Origin of the sequence: Sphingobium sp. IP1 (assembly GCF_002708645.1) — a bacterium.
Taxonomy (GTDB): Bacteria; Pseudomonadota; Alphaproteobacteria; order Sphingomonadales; family Sphingomonadaceae; genus Sphingobium; species Sphingobium yanoikuyae.
In genome coordinates this window covers 1-17,829 of record NZ_NOIW01000006.1, presented here as the reverse complement: position 1 = coordinate 17,829, position 17,829 = coordinate 1, and the positions used below count along the sequence as shown (strand labels likewise).

The window sequence follows — 17,829 nt, the reverse complement described above, 5'->3', positions numbered from 1 at the left end:
GATGAACATCCTTCTGCTTGGCGGCGGCGGCCGCGAACATGCGCTGGCGTGGAAGCTGGCACAATCGCCACGCCTCTCGACGCTCTATGCGGCGCCTGGCAACCCCGGCATAGCCCAGCATGCCACGCTGGTCGACCTCGACGCGACGGATCATCGCGGGGTGCTCGATTTCTGCACCCGCCATTCGATTTCGCTGGTGGTGATCGGGCCGGAAGCGCCTCTGGTCGACGGCCTGGCCGACAATCTGCGCACCATGGGCGTCGCCGTGTTCGGCCCCGACAAGAAGCCGGCGCAGTTGGAAGGCTCCAAGGGCTTCACCAAGGATCTGTGCCAGCGCGCCAACATCCCGACCGCCGGCTACATCCGTGTCACCAGCAAGGATGGCGCGATCGCCGCGCTCGACGATTTCACTTTGCCGGTGGTGATCAAGGCCGATGGCCTGGCCGCGGGCAAGGGCGTGATCATCGCCGAAACGCGGCAGGAAGCGCTCGACGCGCTCGACACCATGTTCTCCGGCGCGTTCGGCAAGGCTGGCGAGGAAGTGGTGCTGGAAGAGTTCATGACCGGCGAGGAAGCGAGCTTCTTTGCCCTGACGGACGGCAGCGCGATCCTGCCCTTTGGTTCGGCCCAGGATCACAAGCGCGTCGGCGATGGCGACACCGGCCCCAATACCGGCGGCATGGGCGCCTACAGCCCGGCGCGCGTGCTGACGCCCGAACTGGAGGCGCAGGTGATCGAGCGGATCATCAAGCCGACGGTCGAGACGCTGGCGGCCGAAGGCATGCCCTATTCGGGCGTGCTCTATGCCGGGTTGATGCTGACTGAGGAAGGCCCCAAGCTGATCGAATATAATGCCCGGTTCGGCGACCCCGAATGCCAGGTGCTGATGATGCGCTTCGACGGCGATCTGGTCGAATTGCTGCTGGCGGTGGCCGAAGGCAGGCTGGCCGAGCAAGGGCCGGTCGCGCTGGCGGATCGCACCGCGCTGACCATCGTGATGGCCGCCAATGGCTATCCCGGCACGCCGGAAAAGGGCGGCGCGATCAAGGGGATCGACGCAGCCGAAGCACAGGGCGCCCGCGTCTTCCATGCCGGCACGGCGGAGAAGGATGGCATGATCGTCGCCAATGGCGGCCGCGTGCTGAACGTCACCGCGACCGGCGATACGGTGGGCGCGGCGCAGGCCGCCGCCTATGCCGCGGTCGACGCGCTCGACTTCCCGACCGGCTTCTGCCGCCGCGACATTGGCTGGCGCGAGGTCGCCCGCGAGGCGCAATAAGGGCCAAACCGGCGCGGGATCGGGACATGTCCCCCTTGTCCCGCGCCGCCAAGCGTCCTTAAATAGGGCGACATATCCATTCCGGGAGGCAAAGGGCGATGCAGGAATTCTTCATGGACTATGGCCTGTGGCTGCTGATCGCGCTGCTGGTCGTGATCGGCCTGGTGTTCCTGCTGTCGGGCAAGGGCAAGTCGGCTGCGGTGGAAGACCCCGCGCCGGTGGCACCGCCCGTGGCCGCCGAGCCGATTGCCGAGCTCGCGGTGGCGCCGCTGGTGGCCACGCCCGATCCGGTGCCGGTCGTCGATCCCGTGATCGTCGAGCCGGTCGCGGTCGAGCCGGTGATCGAGAAAGCCCCTGCGCCCGCCCCCGTGGTCGAACCGGCCCCTGCACCGATCCCGGCATCGCCTGCCGTCGCGGCACCGAGCGATGACGCCGACGACCTGCTGAAGCTGAAGGGCGTTGGCCCCAAGCTGGGCGCCCTTCTGACCGATCTAGGCGTGACGCGCTATGCCCAGATCGCCGGCTGGAGCGACAGCGACATCGCCGCGATCGACACGAAGCTGGGCAATTTCAAGGGACGCCCGGTGCGCGACCAGTGGATCGACCAGGCCAAATATCTCGCTGCTGGTGACATTGCCGGTTTCGAAGCGAAATATGGCAAGATCTAGATCGTGATCGGTTCCGGTTGCATGGCGACCGGGGCCGGCCTGCGTTGCGGCACCGCGCCCAGCAACAGGGGCGGCAGTCGCCCCTGCCCCGCAAGCGCGCTGGCGATGTAAAGCAACAGCACCGCACCAGCGAGAATGACGGCGCCATGCGGGTCGAGCATCGCCACCAGCCCCATCACCAGCGGGTGCCAGAGATAGAAGAACAGGCTTTCGCGCCCGATCCGGTTGATCGGGCCGAAATGCAGGCGCACCGCCGACACGCTGGGCAGCAGCGCGATCAGCGCCAGACACATCAGCAAGCGGGCGGGCACGAAGGCGAGCGCATTGCCGGTGCCATACAGATCCGACCACCAGAACAGCCCCAGCGCCCCGACCAGCAGCACGGGCCATAGATAGCGTTTGGGCATGCCCCGTTCGGCCATCAGCATGCCGAAGAAGAAATAGACCGGATAGCGCAGGAAGCGGCTGTCGGGCGACAACAGGCTGCCGCCGACCGCGCCATGGTCGAGGCCGAAACTGTACATGGTGGCCAGGCTGACGGGCGCGCCGATCGCGAGCAGCAAGAGCGGCGAAAACGGCAGCAATCGGGTCACTAGGATCAACAGGAACAGCGCCGGCACATACCAGAGATGAAAGGGCGGGCGCAGCAGCAGGTCGAGCGGCGTCTGCCAGGAAAGCAGGCCGCCGCTGGCGAGCCAGTAGACGAGCATTGCCACCGCCCAAGGGAGCAGCATGCGCCGGCCATAGCGGCTGAACATCTCACCGGTCGGCATGGAGCGGGTGCGGGTGACGTTGAGCAGATAGCCGGAAATGCCGATCATCAACGGCATGCGAAAACCCGAACCGATCCACAGCAGGACATGCTGCTGATGCGTCAATTCCATCGCGTGCCCGCCCATGACGAGCAGGATCAGCAAGCCTTTCAGCAGGTCGACCGACGGATTCTTGGTCACGTTATGCTCACAAATTGGGCATTGAAACGATAGCGTTACAAGATTGCCATTATCTTAAAATCTGCGTCCGCTCATTCCGCCGCAGCCATCTTTTCTTAAGGAAAATATCGTTTAGACTTCGGCCATTAGCAGGAAGGTCGCCGTCATCTTGCAGAGACTGGATTCCCCATTGGGCAAGCGTCTGCTGGCCCTGTCGATTTTTTGCGTGATAGTCGGGGGCTGGTTCGCCTTCACCCATTATCGCGACGCCAGCCAGACCCTGCCGGATGGGCAGGGACGCGAGGGGCCGTGCGCCCTGTGGTTCGTGGGCAGTTCGTCGATCAAGCGCTGGACCAGCCTGGAGAAGGACATGGCGCCCTGGATCGCGCATAATCGCGGCATCAACAGCGCCACCTTCAACGAGATATTGCCGCGTTTCGCCAATATCGAGCCGGGAACGCCAAAACCGGCGGCGATCATCCTCTATGCCGGCGAGAATGACCTGGCGGGCGGACGACAGCTGCGGCCGATCTTCCACGATCTGGCGCGCTTCCTGGAGATGCGGACGCAATTGCTGGGCGATGTGCCGGTCATCATATTGTCGATGAAGCCCAGTCCGGGGCGCTGGGCGATCTATCCGCAGCAACAAATCTATAATGATGCGACCCGGCGGCTGATCCCGCACATGCAGAATGTCCATTATGCCGACATCACCACCCCGCTGCTGAAGGACGGCAGGCTGGGCGACAATTATCAGGCCGACAAGGTGCATATGAATGCGGCCGGCTATCGCATCTGGACCGATGTGGTGCGGGCCAAGCTGAACGACGTCCTGCCGGAGAAGTCGGTGAAGGCCTGCGCCGGCTGATCAGGCCTTGCCCAATATCTCCTTCGCACGCGGCGCGAGGCGGGCGGCGGCGGCGGCATGGATGCCCGGCGCCGCACAGAGCAGGCCGAAGGCGACCGGCTGTGGCCGATTGAAGGCGAGCGGATCGCCCAGCGCATCGGTGACGATGGCGCCGGCCTCCTGCGCGATCAGGGCGGAGGCGGCAACGTCCCATTCATTGCCCCAGCGCACGGTGGCAACCAGATCAGCCTCATCGGCGGCGACCATCGCCATGCGCAGCGCGATGCTGTTGGGCTTGTCCACGGTAACGAGATCGCGGTCGGCGCGCGGCAGTTGGTCGGCGGGGACGCGGGCGCCGGGCAGCATGGTGCGATTGCCGGCATGGAGCCGCACGCCGTTGCGGGTCGCCCCCTGCCCTGCCTGCGCAATCCACAATTCCTTGCGCGCGGGTGCCGCCAGGATGCCCAGACGGACCGCGCCATCCTCGACCAGGGCGACCGAGACCGCCCAGCCGGGCCGGCCGCGCAGATAGTCGCGGGTGCCGTCGATCGGATCGACCACCCAGACGCGCGATACGCCCAGGCGATGCACGGTATCGGCCGTTTCTTCCGACAGCCAGCCGGCCTGCGGATCGATCGCCGCCAGCCGTTCGCGCAGCATGACGTCGATTTCCAGGTCCGCCTCGCAGACCGGATGGCCGGGCACTTTTTCCCACTGGCGCACGCGCGTCTCGCCATCGGCCCATAGCGCCAGCGCGCGATCGGCCGCATCGGTGACCGCCGCGACGACGGCCGGCAACAGAGGCTCAGCCGCCGGCAACAGTCATCCCGTCGACGCGCAGGGTCGGCACGTTCATCGCATAGCGGAACATCAGATCATTGGCCGGCACCAGAGTGCGGAACATGTCCTTCAGATTGCCGGCGATGGTGATTTCCGACACGGCCGGGCCGACCGCGCCATTTTCGATCAGGAAGCCGGCCGCGCCGCGGCTATAGTCGCCGGTGACGCCATTGACGCCCATGCCGATCAGTTCGGTGACATAGATGCCGCGCTTCACATCGGCCATCAGTTCGCCGACCGACAGGCTGCCCGCTTCCATATGGACATTGGTGATGCCCGCGCCCGGCGCACCGGCACCGCCCCGGCTGGCATGGCCGGTCGGTTCCAGGCCAAGCTGGCGGGCCGAGGCGCTGTCCATCAGCCAGCCGGTCAGCACGCCATCCTCGATCAGCGCACGACGCTCGACCGGCAGCCCTTCGCCGTCGAACGGACGCGAGCGCAGGCCGCGCAGCAGCAGCGGATCGTCGATGATCGTGATCTTGCTGTCGAACAGCGTTTCGCCCAGCGAATCCAGCAGGAAGCTGGAGCGGCGGGCGATCGCCGGGCCGACCATGCCGCCGATCAGATGACCGACCAGGCTGGAGCCGATGCGCGGATCGAAGATGACCGGCATGACGCCGCTGTCGACCTTGCCGGGATTGAGCCGGGCGACCGCGCGCTGGCCGGCGCGCATGCCGACCGCTTCGGCATCGTCCAGATCCTTGAGATGGCGGCTGGCATGGCTGGCATGGTCGCGCTGCATGTCGGCGCCGCTGCCCGCGAGCACGCTGGCCCAGGTCGAATGGTTGGTCGCGGCATAGGCGCCGGCGAAGCCATGGCTGGTGGCGAGCGCGACCTGGCTGCGGCCGCTGGCGGCGCCGCCGCCTTCGCTGTTGGTAATGCCGGGAATGCTGCGCGCCGCTTCTTCCGCGATCAGCGCACGTTCGCGCAGCGCGGCGGGTTCAGGCTCTTCCTCATCGACCAGGTCGAGCGAGGGCGCGCGCTTCCTGAGCAGCCGATCCTCCGGCGCGAGGCCGGCATAGGGATCTTCGGGCGCTTCGCGCGCCATGGCGATGCTGCGATCAATCAGGGTGGCGAGCGTCGCCGGGTTCATGTCCGACGCGGAAATGCTGGCCGAACGCTGGCCGATGAAGACGCGCAGGCCGATCTCCTCGCCCTCGGACCGTTCGACATCCTCCAGCGCGCCGAGCCGCACCGCCACCGTGGTCGAGGCGTTGCAGGCATAGATGGCGTCGGCCGCGTCCGCCCCCGCCTTGCGCGCCGCCGTCACCAGATCCTGCGCGCGCGACTGGGCTTCTTCGAGGCTGAGCATAAGGGGAGGTCGATCCTGTAGTGAAGACGAAGCCGGGCCTTACGCCCTTGCGTCGGACGGGGCAACCGCGCCGCGCAGCCAATGGTCGAGCAGGTGCCAGGCAACCGCCATGCGCGGCGGCGCGAGGAAGGGCGCGTCGGGATCGCCCGCCAGCGCGGCGGCGACGCCATCGGCATCGCACCAGAAGGCATGTTCGATCTCGGTCTCGTCCAGGGTCAGCGCGGGATCGTCGCACTGGGCGACGCAGGCGATCATCAGCGAGGACGGAAAGGGCCAGGGCTGGCTCATCACATAGCGGACCGAATGAACCGTGATGCCGGCTTCCTCTTTCAGTTCGCGCGCGACCGCTTCCTCGACCGTCTCGCCCGGTTCGATGAAGCCGGCGAGCGCGGAATAGCGGCCGGGCGGCCAGCTATGCTGGCGGCCGAGCAGGACACGGCCCTCATGCTCGGCGAGCATGATCGAAACCGGATCGACGCGCGGGAAATGTTCGGAGCCGCAGGATTCGCAGCGGCGCGCCCAGCCGGCCTTGTGCGCATGGGTCGGCCCACCGCAGACCGAGCAGAAACGATGCCGGGCATGCCAGAAGACGAGGCTGCGCGCGGTGCCGTAGAGCGCGACATCGGACGCGGAGACGAGATCGGCGAGGCCACGCGATCGCGGCGTCGCATTGGGCCCCTGTTCCAGCGTCTCGACCAGATGGGCGAAGATCGGCCGGTTATGCAGATCGACGCCGAGCAGCACATGCTCCTCGATCCGGGCGTCGGGGCCAAGCGGCGCCAGGGCCAGGCCATGATCGTCCGTCACCGGCTCCAGCCCTTCGAGGATCAGCAGCCAGGCGTCAGGCGAGGCAAAAGCCTGCGCATGGAGCGCGGGATTGCTGCGGATATGATCGACCCGGTCGAGCGTGCCGCCAACGAAACCGGGCAGGCCGTGCGCTTGGGGGTCAGTTCCGTGCATCGTCCGTCAACTCCTTCATCGCCGCATCGGCCGCCCGCGCAAACAGGGTGGGTAGCCCCGCCTCGCCAATCCGGTCGCGCGGCCACCATTCGCCCGCGCCCGCCGGCACATGGTCCGGCCCCACATGGGTAGTGTGGACGCTGAGCGCCAGCGAGAAATGGGTGAAGACATGGGCGACCGGCGGATCGATGGTCTGCCACGGCGCGGCGAAGGGCGGCGTGGCGTCGGGCGCAGCGTTCCAGTCGGAACTGGGGAGCGCGCGCATGCCGCCCAGCAATCCCTTGTCCGGGCGGCGCACCAGCCAGACCTGACCATCACTGCGTTCAATCCACCAGGCATGGCCGAGGCGATGGGGCTTGGCCTTTTTCGGCGCCTTGACCGGGAAGGCGGCCGGATCGGCAGTGCGCACCGCCGCGCAATCCTGACGCAGCGGGCAAATGCCGCAGGCCGGGTTGCGCGCGGTGCAGATGGTGGCGCCCAGGTCCATCATCGCCTGGGCAAAATCACCGGCGCGCAGGTCCGGCGTGATGCTGTCGGCGGCGGCGCGGATGGCCGGCCGGGCAGCGGGCAAGGGCGTCGCTATCGCGAACAGGCGAGCGACCACCCGCTCGACATTGGCGTCGACCACCACGGCGCGCCGGCCGAAGGCGATCGCGGCGACGGCGGCGGCGGTATAGGCGCCCAGGCCCGGCAGAGCGCGCAATGCCTCTTCGGTGTCAGGGAAGCGGCCGCCATGATCGGCCACTACGGCGCGGGCGCAGGCCAGCAGGTTGCGGGCGCGGGCATAATAGCCCAGCCCCGCCCAGGCGGCCATCAGGTCGGCGTCGGCACTGGCGGCCAGATCCTCCACCGTCGGCCAGCGGACCGTGAATTTCTCGAAATAGGGGCCGACCGCCGCGACCGTGGTCTGTTGCAGCATCACTTCGGACAGCCAGACATGATAGGGATCGGCCGCATTGGCCCCCGGCGGCGCACGCCAGGGCAGGCGCCGGGCATGGACGTCATAATGGGCCAGCAGATCCCGTGCGATTTTTGAACCCGACATCTCGACGCGCATGGCGGCCCTATGCCATGTAGCGCGCCATGACGGAACGCCCCCCGACCGCGAAAAAGACGAGCCGCGCCGCGCCGCCGGCCGAGCGCCCCCGCGTGGGTGCGCCGCGCGCGATCGCCGACCTGATGCCGGAGATCGGCCGCACCGCCTTTCGCAAGTTCGGTTTCGTCCAGTCGAGCATCGTCACCCGCTGGAACGATATCGTCGGCGCCGACTATGCCGCGATCACCGCGCCCGAGTCGATCCGCTTCCCGGTCGGCCAGAAATCGGGCGGCACGCTGCAACTCACCGTGATGAGCGGCCATGCGCCGATGATCCAGCATGCGCTGCCCGACATCATCGAGCGGGTGAACCGCTTCTTCGGCTATGCCGCCGTCGCCAAGGTGGCGATGAAGCAGGGCATGGTCGGCCCCGCGCCGGTTGAGCGGCGCCCGCCGCCCCGCAACCTCAAACCCATTCCGGTCGAGCTGGGGGACTCCCTGCGCGACATCGGTGATCCGGAATTGCGCAAAGTCCTCGAATCGCTGGCACAGGGGCTTGCGAATTCGAATGGCCTGCCCAAGATCGGTTGATGCAACCCGCCCCGTCCGGGGCGATGCCTTAGGACTGCCCCATGACCAAGTTCCGCCTTTCCCTGCTTGCCCTGATCGCCGTTCCCGCCATCGCCGTCGCCGCCGCGCCCAACTGGGTCGCGCAGGTGGTGCGTTCGCCGATCGGCGGCCATGTCATGGGCAACCCCGCCGCGCCGACCAAGCTGGTCGAATATGTGAGCTATACCTGCAGCCACTGCGCGCATTTCGTGAATGACGCGAGTGCATCGCTGAAGGCCGATTATGTGAAGGGTGGCAAGGTCAGCGCCGAAGTGCGCAACGCCGTGCGCGACAAATATGACCTGACCGCCGCGCTGCTGGCCCGTTGCGGCGGCGCCAAGCGCTTCATGGGCAATCATGAGGCGCTGTTCGCCAACCAGGATGCCTGGATGGAGCAGATCATGGCGTACGACAAGGGCGCGGCCAAGCCGACCGAGCAGAAGGCGGCGCTGCGCGACATCGGCCAGAAGACCGGCCTCTATACGCTGATGAACAAGCGCGGCTTCACCAATGCGCAGCTCGACGCCTGCATCGCCGACCCGGCTTCGGAAAAGGCGATCCTGGCGATGACCGACGAGGCGTGGAACAAGGTCAAGATCACCGGCACGCCCGGCTTCGTCGTCAACGGCACGCTGGTCCAGGGATCGACCTGGGAGTTGCTCAAGGCCGCATTGCCCGCAGCCGCCCGCTGATCTAAACCGTCCCCAACTATCCATAATTCGGAGCGTCGCCCGTCGTGAAAGTCCTGTCCGGCCTTGCCCTTATCGCCCTGTCCCTGACGCTTGCCGGTTGCGGCAAGAAGGATGAGGGCAATGCAACCTCCGCCGCGCCGATCGCCGCCGTGGCCGCGCCCGCCGGCACCAGCTGGTCGGAAACCGTCGCCGAAACGCCCGAAGGCAATTTCGTGATGGGCAATCCCAATGCCAAGCTGAAGCTGGTCGAATATGGCTCCTTCACCTGCAGCCACTGCCGCGACTTCGCCCATGAATCGTCGGAAGAATTGAAGGCGATGGTCGATAGCGGCAAGATCAGCTACGAATTCCGCGTCTATGTCCGCGATCCGATCGACATCACGACGGCGCTGCTGGCCCGTTGCGGCGGCAAGGACATCTATTATCCGCTGTCGGAACAGTTCTTCGCCAATCAGAGCGCGATGTTCGAAAAGGCGCAGGGCCTGGGCGACGCCCCCTATCAGGCGATGGTGTCGGCGCCGCCGGCGCAGCGTTTCGGCCAGCTGGCCAACGCGCTGGGCCTCATTGACTATGCCAAGCAGCGCGGCATCGCCGAGGACCAGGCCAAGCAGTGCCTGGCCGACACGGCAACTGCCGAGAAGCTGGCCAAGGGCGTCGAAGCGGCCAATGCCCAATATAATATCTCCGGCACGCCGACCTTCCTGATGAATGGCGTGGTGGTCGAAAATGCCTCGTCCTGGCCGGTGCTGAAGAACAAGCTCAAGGAAGCGGGTATCTGATTGGCGCAAGGGGGGGCGACATCTGAAGGCCTGAGGCCCAAGGAGACCGGGGCGGCACCCTGCCCCGGCGTTTCCCCATGCAGATAAAACGGCTCAAGCTCTCGGGCTTCAAGAGCTTCGTCGATGCAACCGAATTGCGCATCGAGCCGGGCCTGACCGGCATTGTCGGCCCCAATGGCTGCGGCAAGTCCAACCTCTTGGAAGCGATCCGCTGGGTGATGGGCGAATCCAGCGCCAAGTCCATGCGCGGCGGCGGCATGGAGGATGTGATCTTCGCCGGCACCACCAGCCGGCCGCAGCGCGACTTTGCCGAAGTGTCGCTGCTGACCATCCAGGAACAGGGCGAGCTGTTCAACGCGGTCGATGTCGGCGCCGATGGCGAACTGGAAGTCACGCGCCGGATCGAACGCGGCGCGGGCAGCGCCTATCGCGCCAATGGCAAGGATGTGCGCGCCAAGGATGTGGCGCTGATCTTCGCCGATGCCGCCACCGGCGCGCACAGCCCGGCGCTGGTCAGCCAGGGGCGGATCGCCGCCGTCATCGCCGCCCGGCCGCAGGAACGGCGCGCCATGCTGGAAGAGGCGGCGGGGATCGCCGGCCTGCATGTCCGGCGCAAGGATGCCGAGCAGAAATTGCGCGCGGCCGAGGGCAATCTGGCCCGGCTGGACGAGATATTGGCCGACATGGACAGTCGCGCCGGCAATTTGCGGCGCCAGGCGCGCGCGGCGGAGCGCTATATTCGCCTGTCCGAACAGATACGCGTTGCCGAGGGCCGGGTGATCTTCGCCCGCTGGCGCGAGGCCAATGCCAGTGCTGAAGCGGCGCGGGCCGAGGCGAAGCTGGCCGAGGCGACGGTGGGCGCGGCGCAGGAGGCGCTGACGGCGGCCAATGTCCATAGCAGTGCGGCCGTGACCGCCTTGGCCGAGCGGCGGGCCGAGGCCTTGGCGACGCGCGATGCCGCCAGCGAATCCGGCCACCAGCTCAATACGCTGAAGGCCGAGCGTGACGGGGTGGTGCGGCGGCTGCATGACCTGGCGCAGCAGGCGGCGCGGCTGGAAGAGGATCGCGAGCGCGAGGGGACGCTGGCCAATGACGCGGCCGAGGCGATTGCGCGGCTGACGGCCGAGGTTGCGAGCCTGAAGGCCCGGATTGCCGAGACCGAGGCGATGCGTCCCGATTTCGCCGCGCGCATCGCCCGCGCCGAGGATGGTGCGCGCGATGCCGAGCTGGAGCTGGCCAGGGCGATGGCCAAGCAGGCGGGCGAGCAGGCCGAGCTGCGCGTCGCCGAGGCGGCGCTGGCGGCGGCGCGTGACCGGCTGGGCCGGGCGGAGCAGGCGATGCGACGGCTGGAGGGGGAGGCGGCAGCCTTGCCCGATGCCGCGCCGCTGGAAGCCAAGCGCGACGAGGCGGCGGCGGCGCAGGTCCGCGCCAATCACGATCGCGAGGCGGCGGAGGCAGCGATCGCGACGGCCGAGACGGAGCGGCAGGCGGCGAGCGAGGCGCGGTCGGCAGCGGAGGCGGCGCTGGCATCGGCACGGGCCGCGCTGGCGGCGCTCGACAGCGAGGCGACGGCGCTGCGCAAGGCCATCGATACTGGCGGCAGCGGCCGGGCGCGGGCGCTCGACCAGTTGAAGGCTGCACCGGGCTATGAGCGGGCGCTGGCGGCGGCGCTGGGCGATGATCTGGAGGCGCCGATCGGGGCGGAAGGGCCGCGCCGCTGGGCGGGCGCTGAAGCGTTGAAGGATGATCCCGGCTTGCCCGACGGCGCCAGCCCGCTGGCCGCGCACGTGACCGCACCCGCGGCGCTGGCGCGGCGGCTGGCGCAGGTGGCGGTGGTGGAGAAGGATAGCGGCCAGGCGCTGCAGGTCGGCCAGCGGCTGGTGACGCTGGATGGGCAATTGCGGCGCTGGGACGGCTATGTCGCGGTCGAGGGCGGCGCGGCGGCCGCCGAACGGCTGATCCGCATCAACCGGCTGGAGGCGATCGATGCTGCGCGTCCGGCAGCGGCGCAGGCGGTCGAGACGGCACAGGCGGAGCAGGCCGAGGCTGGCGCGCGTGAGAAGGCGGCAGTGGATGCGCTGGCGACAGGCCGCACCAAATTGAGCGATGCGGACCAGCGGCTGCGCACGGCGCTGCGCGCGGCGGACGAGGCGGCGGGCGCGCTGGAGCGGCTGAGCGCCAAGCGCGAGGCGATCGAGGAACGGCTGGCCGAGGCCCGGCGGGACCAAGCGGCGGCGCAGGCCGAGCATGACAAGGCATCGTCCGCGCGGGCCGCCCTGCCCGATGGTGCCGAAACGCGGGCGCAGGTGGCGGCGCTGTCGCAGGCGAGCGAGAAGACACGCATGGCGGTCAGCCAGTTGCAGGCCGATCAGGCGCTGGCCGACCGGGCACTGTCCAGCGACCGCGAGCGCATGGCGGCGGCCGATGCCGAGGCCAAGGGATGGAATACCCGCGCCGGCGAGGCCGCCAAGCGCATCGCTGCCATGGCATCGCGCGGCGAGACGGTGGTGCAGGAGCGCGCCGCGATCGAGGGCCAGCCCGAGGCGCTGGGCGCCAGCATCGCCACGCTGACCGAGGAGCGCGAGGCGCAGGTCGAACGCGCCGAACAGGCCCGCCGCGCCGAGATCGAGGCCGCAGCCACCCAGATGGCAGCCGAAAAGCGCGCGGCCGACGCCGGCGAGGCGCTGGCCGGCGCGCGCGAGGCGCGGGCGACGGCGGTGGCGCGGGCAGAGGCGGCGGACGAGCGGCGGATCGAGACCAATCGCCTGTCGGGCGAGCGGTTCGAATGCCCACCTCCGGTGCTGCCAGAAAAATTGGGCTTTCCCAGCGCCGACATCCGCATCGCCCAGAGCGAGCAGGCCGAACATGATCGTCTCTCGGCCGAACGCGAGAGGATCGGCCCGGTCAATCTGGTCGCGGCGCAGGAACTGGAGGAACTGGAGACGATCCAAGCGACCAGCCGGTCCGAAAGCGCGGAACTGACCCAGGCGATCAACCAGCTGCGCGGATCGATCGGCAGCCTCAACCGCGAGGGGCGGCAGCGGCTGCTGGCCGCGTTCGAGGCGGTGGACGGCCATTTCCGTCGGCTCTTCACCACCCTGTTCAATGGCGGCCAGGCGCATCTGGAACTGATCGACAGCGACGATCCGCTGGAGGCGGGGCTGGAGATCATGGCCCAGCCGCCGGGCAAGAAGCTGGCGGCGCTGACCCTGTTGTCGGGCGGCGAACAGGCGCTAACCGCGGTGGCGCTGATCTTCGGCCTGTTCCTCACCAATCCGGCGCCGATCTGCGTGCTGGACGAAGTCGACGCGCCGCTGGACGATGCCAATGTCGAGCGCTTCTGCGACCTGCTCGACGCGATGGTCGCCCAGACCCGGACCCGCTACTTGATCGTCACCCATAATGCGGTGTCGATGGCGCGCATGCACCGCCTGTTCGGCGTCACCATGGTCGAGCGCGGCGTCAGCCGGCTGGTGTCGGTCAACCTGCACGGCGCCGAAGCGCTGCTGGCGGCGCAATAGTTTTTGTAGTTACAAATATTGACGACTCACCGCTATTATGCGACTTTGGCAATGGCATTTTCCACCCCGCCGATAAAAAACGGATAATCCTCAACGGTGAGGTGGAATGATGAACATCAGTTTCGATCCCGCCAAACGGCAGGCAACGCTGGAAGAGCGTGGGCTGGACTTTGCTGATGCGCTTACGCTGTTCGAAGGGCCGGAACTGACAGCTCTGGACGACCGCAAGGACTATGGTGAGGATCGGTTCATCACCTATGGCTATCTCCATGGCAGGGCGGTAATTTTGGTGTGGACACCACGCGACGACGGACGGCGCATCATTTCAATGGGACATGCAAATGACCGAGAAAGAGCCAGATTTGAAAACGCCTTGGGTCGACCCAGATGATGCGCCGGAACTGGACGACCATTTCTTCACGCATGCTGAATTTCGGGTCGGTGGGAAGATTGTTCGTCCTGGCACCGGCACGCTTACCCGTCCCGGCCGGCCGAAATCGGACCAGCCCAAGCAACAAGTGACTCTGCGGCTCGATCAGGCGGTGCTGGACGCCTTCCGCGCGACCGGTCCGGGCTGGCAGAGCCGGATCAATGCGCAATTGCGCAAGGCGCTTGGCCTCTAGGAGCCGCCTTTCCGCGACTGGACCTTGTCGGTCGGCGTCGATTGTCGACTGTGGTGGCCTGATCACGGAGTTGTGCCATGGACCTGCCGCCCTTTGCCCTCGACCATTGGCTGTCGGCCTATGATTTCGCGACGCCGCCGATCGCCTATAATCTGGCGTCGAGCACCGGGCCGCGCTGGAGCGTAGCGGAGATTTGCGCGCTGGGCGACGCGCCGCTGGCGATCGACGACACCGTGCTGAGCTATGCCCCGCCAGAGGGGAGCGCGGCGTTGCGCGCGGCGATCGCCGCCTTTCATGACAGCGAAGCTGACAGGGTGGTGGTCACCACCGGATCGTCGGAGGCCCTGTCGATCTTCTTCTGCCTCGCGGCGCGACCGGGCGCGCATATGCTGATGCCCGATCCGGGCTATCCGGCCTATGCGGCGGTGGCGCAGGCCTGGGGGCTGGGAACGCGGCACTATGCGCTGACCCGCGAAACCGGCTTTGCGCAGGATGTGGATGCGATCCTGGCGCTGGTTGATGGCGACACCGCCGGCGTCGTGGTCAACACGCCGCATAATCCCAGCGGATCGGTGATGCCGCGCGCCGAGATCGCACGGCTGGCGGCGGCGCTGGCCGAGCGCGGCGTGCCGCTGCTGGTCGATGAGGTCTATCATCCGCTCTATTTCGGCGCGCCGCAGCAATCGGCCGCCGGCATCCCCAACGCCTATGTCACCAGCGACATGTCCAAGGCGCTGTCGCTGCCGGGGTTGCGGATGGGCTGGATCATCGCGCCCGACGCCGCGCAGCGCGCCCGGATCATCGATGCGCGCAGTTATTTCACGATCAGCAGTTCGCCCCTGCTGGAGCGGCTCGCGACCCATGCGCTGCAGCATAGTGGGGCCATTACCGATCGGTTGAAGGCCGTTGCGACTGTCAACATCGCTGTCCTCGACCGACTGATCGCGGAAGCCGACGGCAGGTTGCAATGGGTGCGGCCGCAGGGTGGCACCACCGCCTTCCCCTGGCTGGGCGACGGGCGCGACAGCCGGCCGCTGTGCGAGGCGCTGGCGGCGCAGGGCGTGCTGCTGGCGCCCGGCGACTGCTTCGGCCAACCGGCGCATATGCGGCTGGGCTTCGCGCAGCAGGCCGAGGGCTTCACAATTGCGGCGGAGCGGATCGCCACCGCCCTCGCCTCACTCTAGCTCCGGCCGAACCAGCCCTTCATCCGGCGGAACAGACCGCGCTCGCTGACCGGTTCGAACATCTCGTCCGGGCCTTCGGGATCGAGCACCTCATTGTCGGCGAGCCAGGCCTGGACATCGGCCAGGTCCGGCACTTCATAGGGGCGCAGGGTGCGGCCCGGCTTGGTGCGCAATTCCTCGATCGCGGCGATCAGGCCGCGCTGGGCGATCACCGCCGACACACGCTCGCGCGGCAAATCGAGATGCTCGGCGATCAGGTCGTCGCGAATGGCCAGGATCGCCTCCTGCCGGCCGTCATTGCCGGGCAGCGCGGTGTCGATCACCACGTCGCATTCGGTATCGAGCCGCATCGAGCGGTTGTTCATGTTCGACGAACCGACGCGGATCAGCCGATCGTCGACGATCAATATCTTGGCATGGACATAGATGGGGGCGCCGCGCGTGGTGAAGGGGTGATAGATGCGCAGCTTGCCATGCGGGTCGCGCTCCTTGAGCGCCTCGAACAGGCGGGCGCGAGCGGTGTCCATCGCCTGCTGTTCCAGCCAGCCATCGGCTTGGAGCGGGTTGATGATGACGATGTCCGGTCCATCCGGATCGCCGAGCCGCTTGGCGATCGCCTCGGCAATGCGGCGCGAGGCGAAATATTGGCTTTCGGCATAAATGCAGTGCCGGGCGGCCGCGATCTGGTGAAGATAGAGCTTCTCGATCTCGATCAGTTCGTCCTGATCGTCCATCTTCGGCGCGGAGCGGGCGATGGCGACGTCGACATGCTCGAAATGGACCGGCAGCGCGTCGGGCCAGCAATCATATTCGCCCTCGACCGGGGCCAGTTCATCACCGCCGGCGCCGACCCAGCGGGCGCGGGCATGGTCGCCCAGCGCCATCGCCACCGGCCCCTGCAAGGCGGTGGTCGCATCATGCCAGGGGCCATAGGGCGAACCGTCGGGATGGCGACGTCCAAGTTCGTCGTCGCGATGATGCCGCGTGTCCCAGCGGTCGCCGGTCATGTCGATGCCGCCACAAAAGGCGAAGCAATCGTCGATCACGACGATCTTTTGATGATGGGACGCGGCGGGCGGATGATGGCCGTCCAGCTTCACGGTGATGCGCGGGTGCGCCATCCAGCGCAGCGTCGTGACCAGATGCGACGGACGCGCCATCGATTTGAGCGCGCCGACATCCCAGCGCAGCAGGAAAATCTCCAGGTCTGGCGTGCGTTCAACCAGCCAGGTAATGAAATCACCAATGACGACGGGCGCGCCATCCTTTGCCTCATCTTCACGGATCAGGCTGATGGCGGGATCGAAATCCCATCCGATCAGCATGATGCGGCGCTTCGCCTTCAGCATCGCGTCGCGCGCCAGACGGAAATAATTGTCCGCGTCGACGATCACGCTGGCGCGCGCCGCCTGCTCTATGCGCCAGCAATCCTCGCCGGGGGTGGGAAGGTTGGTCATGCTCATATGCCGGCACTCCCGACGACCAGACAGGCAAGGAACATCAGCAATCCTGCAAAACGATTGGAGCGGAATTTGACGAGCGGATCGGTGCCGTCTTCCTTCAGCGTGCCGACCTGCCAGAGCAGATGGGCCGCCATCGGCGCCAGCGCGACCAGCGCCAGCAGCTGCGGCCGGACCTGCCAGATGGCACTGGCCCACAGCGCTAGCGCGACGAGATAGCAGAGCGTCACCCCGCCCCGGACATGGCGGCCCATCGACAGGGCGCTGGAGCCGATGCCGATCAGCGCGTCATCCTCCCGGTCCTGCAGCGCATAGATGGTGTCATAGCCCAGCACCCAGAAGATGCAGCCAGCATAGAGGCACAGTCCCGGCAGGGTCAGCGCGCCGGCAATCTCGCTCCAGCCGACCAGCGCCGCCCAGGAAAAGACGATGCCGAGCCAGACCTGCGGCCAGCCGGTGATCCGCTTCATGAAGGGATAGGCGGCAACCAGTGCCAGCGAGCCCAAGGCCACGACCTGGGCATAGCCGCTGAGCTGGAACAGCACGATCAGGCCGATCAGGCAGAGCGCGAGCAGCCAGGCCCAGGCGGTCTTGACCGACATCGCGCCGCTGGCGAGCGGGCGGGCGGCGGTGCGCGCGACCCGCGCATCGAGGTCGCGATCGACGATATCGTTGAAGACGCAGCCCGCGCCGCGCATCGCGATGCTGCCGAGCAGCAGCCAGAGGATCAGCGGCCAGCGGACAAAGGCACCGCCCGCCAGCGCCACCGCCCAGGCTCCCGGCCAGAATAGCAGCCACCAGCCGATCGGCCGGTCGAGTCGGGCCAGCGAGGCCAGGATTCGCGGGGTTTCCGGCAGGCGCGCAAGCAGGCCGCGCGCTTCGCTGTCGGGGACGATGCTTTGGGTCATGAGGATCGATTATCGACTGATCCACGGCGAGGAAAGCACCTTCCACCGCAGTCATACGCTCTCATGACTGCCGTCCGAGACGCTGGCCGAGTTTACTCCTTCGCTGGCCGCTAGACCAGCGGTCGCATTGACCTTGGCGGGTGTGCCGCGGGCGCCTGATCGACGACGATTGATCACGCT

17 protein-coding genes are annotated in these 17,829 nt (G+C 67.4%); 10 read left to right on the top strand and 7 right to left on the bottom strand.

Translation table 11 applies throughout. From position 1 onward, the window contains the following. Position 1 precedes the first annotated feature (1 nt). Positions 2–1,279 (top strand): phosphoribosylamine--glycine ligase, encoded by a 1,278-nt coding sequence (purD, locus tag CG471_RS03095; protein ID WP_099230654.1) that lies wholly within the window; start codon positions 2–4, stop codon positions 1,277–1,279. Between the two features lie 98 nt (positions 1,280–1,377). Continuing rightward, positions 1,378–1,947, top strand: coding sequence for a hypothetical protein (locus CG471_RS03090; RefSeq protein WP_099230547.1), 570 nt, complete (start codon positions 1,378–1,380; stop codon positions 1,945–1,947). Here the strand turns inward: CG471_RS03090 and CG471_RS03085 are convergent. Then, positions 1,944–2,900: an acyltransferase gene (locus CG471_RS03085; protein ID WP_099230546.1), complete on the bottom strand. Its 957-nt coding sequence runs from the start codon at positions 2,898–2,900 to the stop codon at positions 1,944–1,946. The genes CG471_RS03090 and CG471_RS03085 overlap by 4 nt on opposite strands. Positions 2,901–3,069: 169 nt before the next feature. Here CG471_RS03085 and CG471_RS03080 point away from each other — a divergent pair, with 169 nt between their 5' ends. After that, the gene (locus CG471_RS03080) at positions 3,070–3,747 is read left to right on the top strand and encodes a GDSL-type esterase/lipase family protein (RefSeq protein WP_099230545.1); all 678 of its coding nucleotides are present in this window, start codon (positions 3,070–3,072) and stop codon (positions 3,745–3,747) included. On the opposite strand, the gene CG471_RS03075 is transcribed toward CG471_RS03080, so the two are convergent. Genes CG471_RS03075 through CG471_RS03060 form a run of 4 tightly spaced genes read right to left on the bottom strand, consistent with a single transcriptional unit; the run spans position 3,748 to position 7,895 of the window. After that, entirely contained in the window at positions 3,748–4,545 is a 798-nt protein-coding gene (locus CG471_RS03075; RefSeq protein WP_099230544.1) for a 3'(2'),5'-bisphosphate nucleotidase CysQ, read from the bottom strand. It lies immediately after the preceding gene. Next, complete coding sequence (locus CG471_RS03070) at positions 4,532–5,878, bottom strand: TldD/PmbA family protein (protein ID WP_099230543.1); 1,347 nt, start codon at positions 5,876–5,878, stop codon at positions 4,532–4,534. Before CG471_RS03070 ends, CG471_RS03075 begins: the two co-directional genes overlap by 14 nt. A gap of 39 nt (positions 5,879–5,917) precedes the next feature. Then, entirely contained in the window at positions 5,918–6,838 is a 921-nt protein-coding gene (gene nudC, locus CG471_RS03065; RefSeq protein ID WP_099230542.1) for an NAD(+) diphosphatase, read from the bottom strand. Then, a complete protein-coding gene (locus CG471_RS03060) occupies positions 6,825–7,895 on the bottom strand; it encodes an A/G-specific adenine glycosylase (protein WP_099230541.1) in 1,071 nt (356 codons plus the stop codon). Before CG471_RS03060 ends, nudC begins: the two co-directional genes overlap by 14 nt. Before the next feature lie 26 nt (positions 7,896–7,921). On the opposite strand from CG471_RS03060, the gene CG471_RS03055 reads away from it, so the two are divergent. The 7 genes from CG471_RS03055 to CG471_RS03025 all read left to right on the top strand — a co-directional run bounded on the left by CG471_RS03055 (position 7,922) and on the right by CG471_RS03025 (position 15,281). After that, positions 7,922–8,464: a DUF721 domain-containing protein gene (locus tag CG471_RS03055; protein ID WP_069338756.1), complete on the top strand. Its 543-nt coding sequence runs from the start codon at positions 7,922–7,924 to the stop codon at positions 8,462–8,464. 41 nt (positions 8,465–8,505) lie between these two features. Next, complete coding sequence (locus tag CG471_RS03050) at positions 8,506–9,174, top strand: thioredoxin domain-containing protein (RefSeq protein WP_010337522.1); 669 nt, start codon at positions 8,506–8,508, stop codon at positions 9,172–9,174. 44 nt (positions 9,175–9,218) lie between these two features. After that, on the top strand, positions 9,219–9,953 hold the full coding sequence (locus tag CG471_RS03045; protein WP_010337523.1) for a thioredoxin domain-containing protein: 735 nt from the start codon (positions 9,219–9,221) through the stop codon (positions 9,951–9,953). A 77-nt stretch (positions 9,954–10,030) separates the two neighbouring features. Further along, positions 10,031–13,474 carry a chromosome segregation protein SMC gene (gene smc / locus CG471_RS03040; RefSeq protein ID WP_099230539.1) on the top strand — a complete coding sequence of 1,148 codons (3,444 nt, stop codon included), beginning with the start codon at positions 10,031–10,033 and terminating at the stop codon, positions 13,472–13,474. A gap of 106 nt (positions 13,475–13,580) precedes the next feature. Continuing rightward, the gene (locus CG471_RS03035; protein WP_257211407.1) at positions 13,581–13,865 is read left to right on the top strand and encodes a BrnT family toxin; all 285 of its coding nucleotides are present in this window, start codon (positions 13,581–13,583) and stop codon (positions 13,863–13,865) included. Continuing rightward, positions 13,816–14,097 carry a BrnA antitoxin family protein gene (locus CG471_RS03030; protein WP_099230537.1) on the top strand — a complete coding sequence of 94 codons (282 nt, stop codon included), beginning with the start codon at positions 13,816–13,818 and terminating at the stop codon, positions 14,095–14,097. Before CG471_RS03035 ends, CG471_RS03030 begins: the two co-directional genes overlap by 50 nt. A 77-nt stretch (positions 14,098–14,174) precedes the next feature. Further along, a complete protein-coding gene (locus CG471_RS03025; protein WP_099230535.1) occupies positions 14,175–15,281 on the top strand; it encodes a pyridoxal phosphate-dependent aminotransferase in 1,107 nt (368 codons plus the stop codon). Here the strand turns inward: CG471_RS03025 and CG471_RS03020 are convergent. Further along, entirely contained in the window at positions 15,278–16,744 is a 1,467-nt protein-coding gene (locus tag CG471_RS03020; protein WP_099230533.1) for a phospholipase D-like domain-containing protein, read from the bottom strand. The genes CG471_RS03025 and CG471_RS03020 overlap by 4 nt on opposite strands. Then, a complete protein-coding gene (gene ubiA, locus CG471_RS03015) occupies positions 16,741–17,649 on the bottom strand; it encodes a 4-hydroxybenzoate octaprenyltransferase (protein WP_099230531.1) in 909 nt (302 codons plus the stop codon). Before ubiA ends, CG471_RS03020 begins: the two co-directional genes overlap by 4 nt. Positions 17,650–17,829 lie beyond the last annotated feature (180 nt).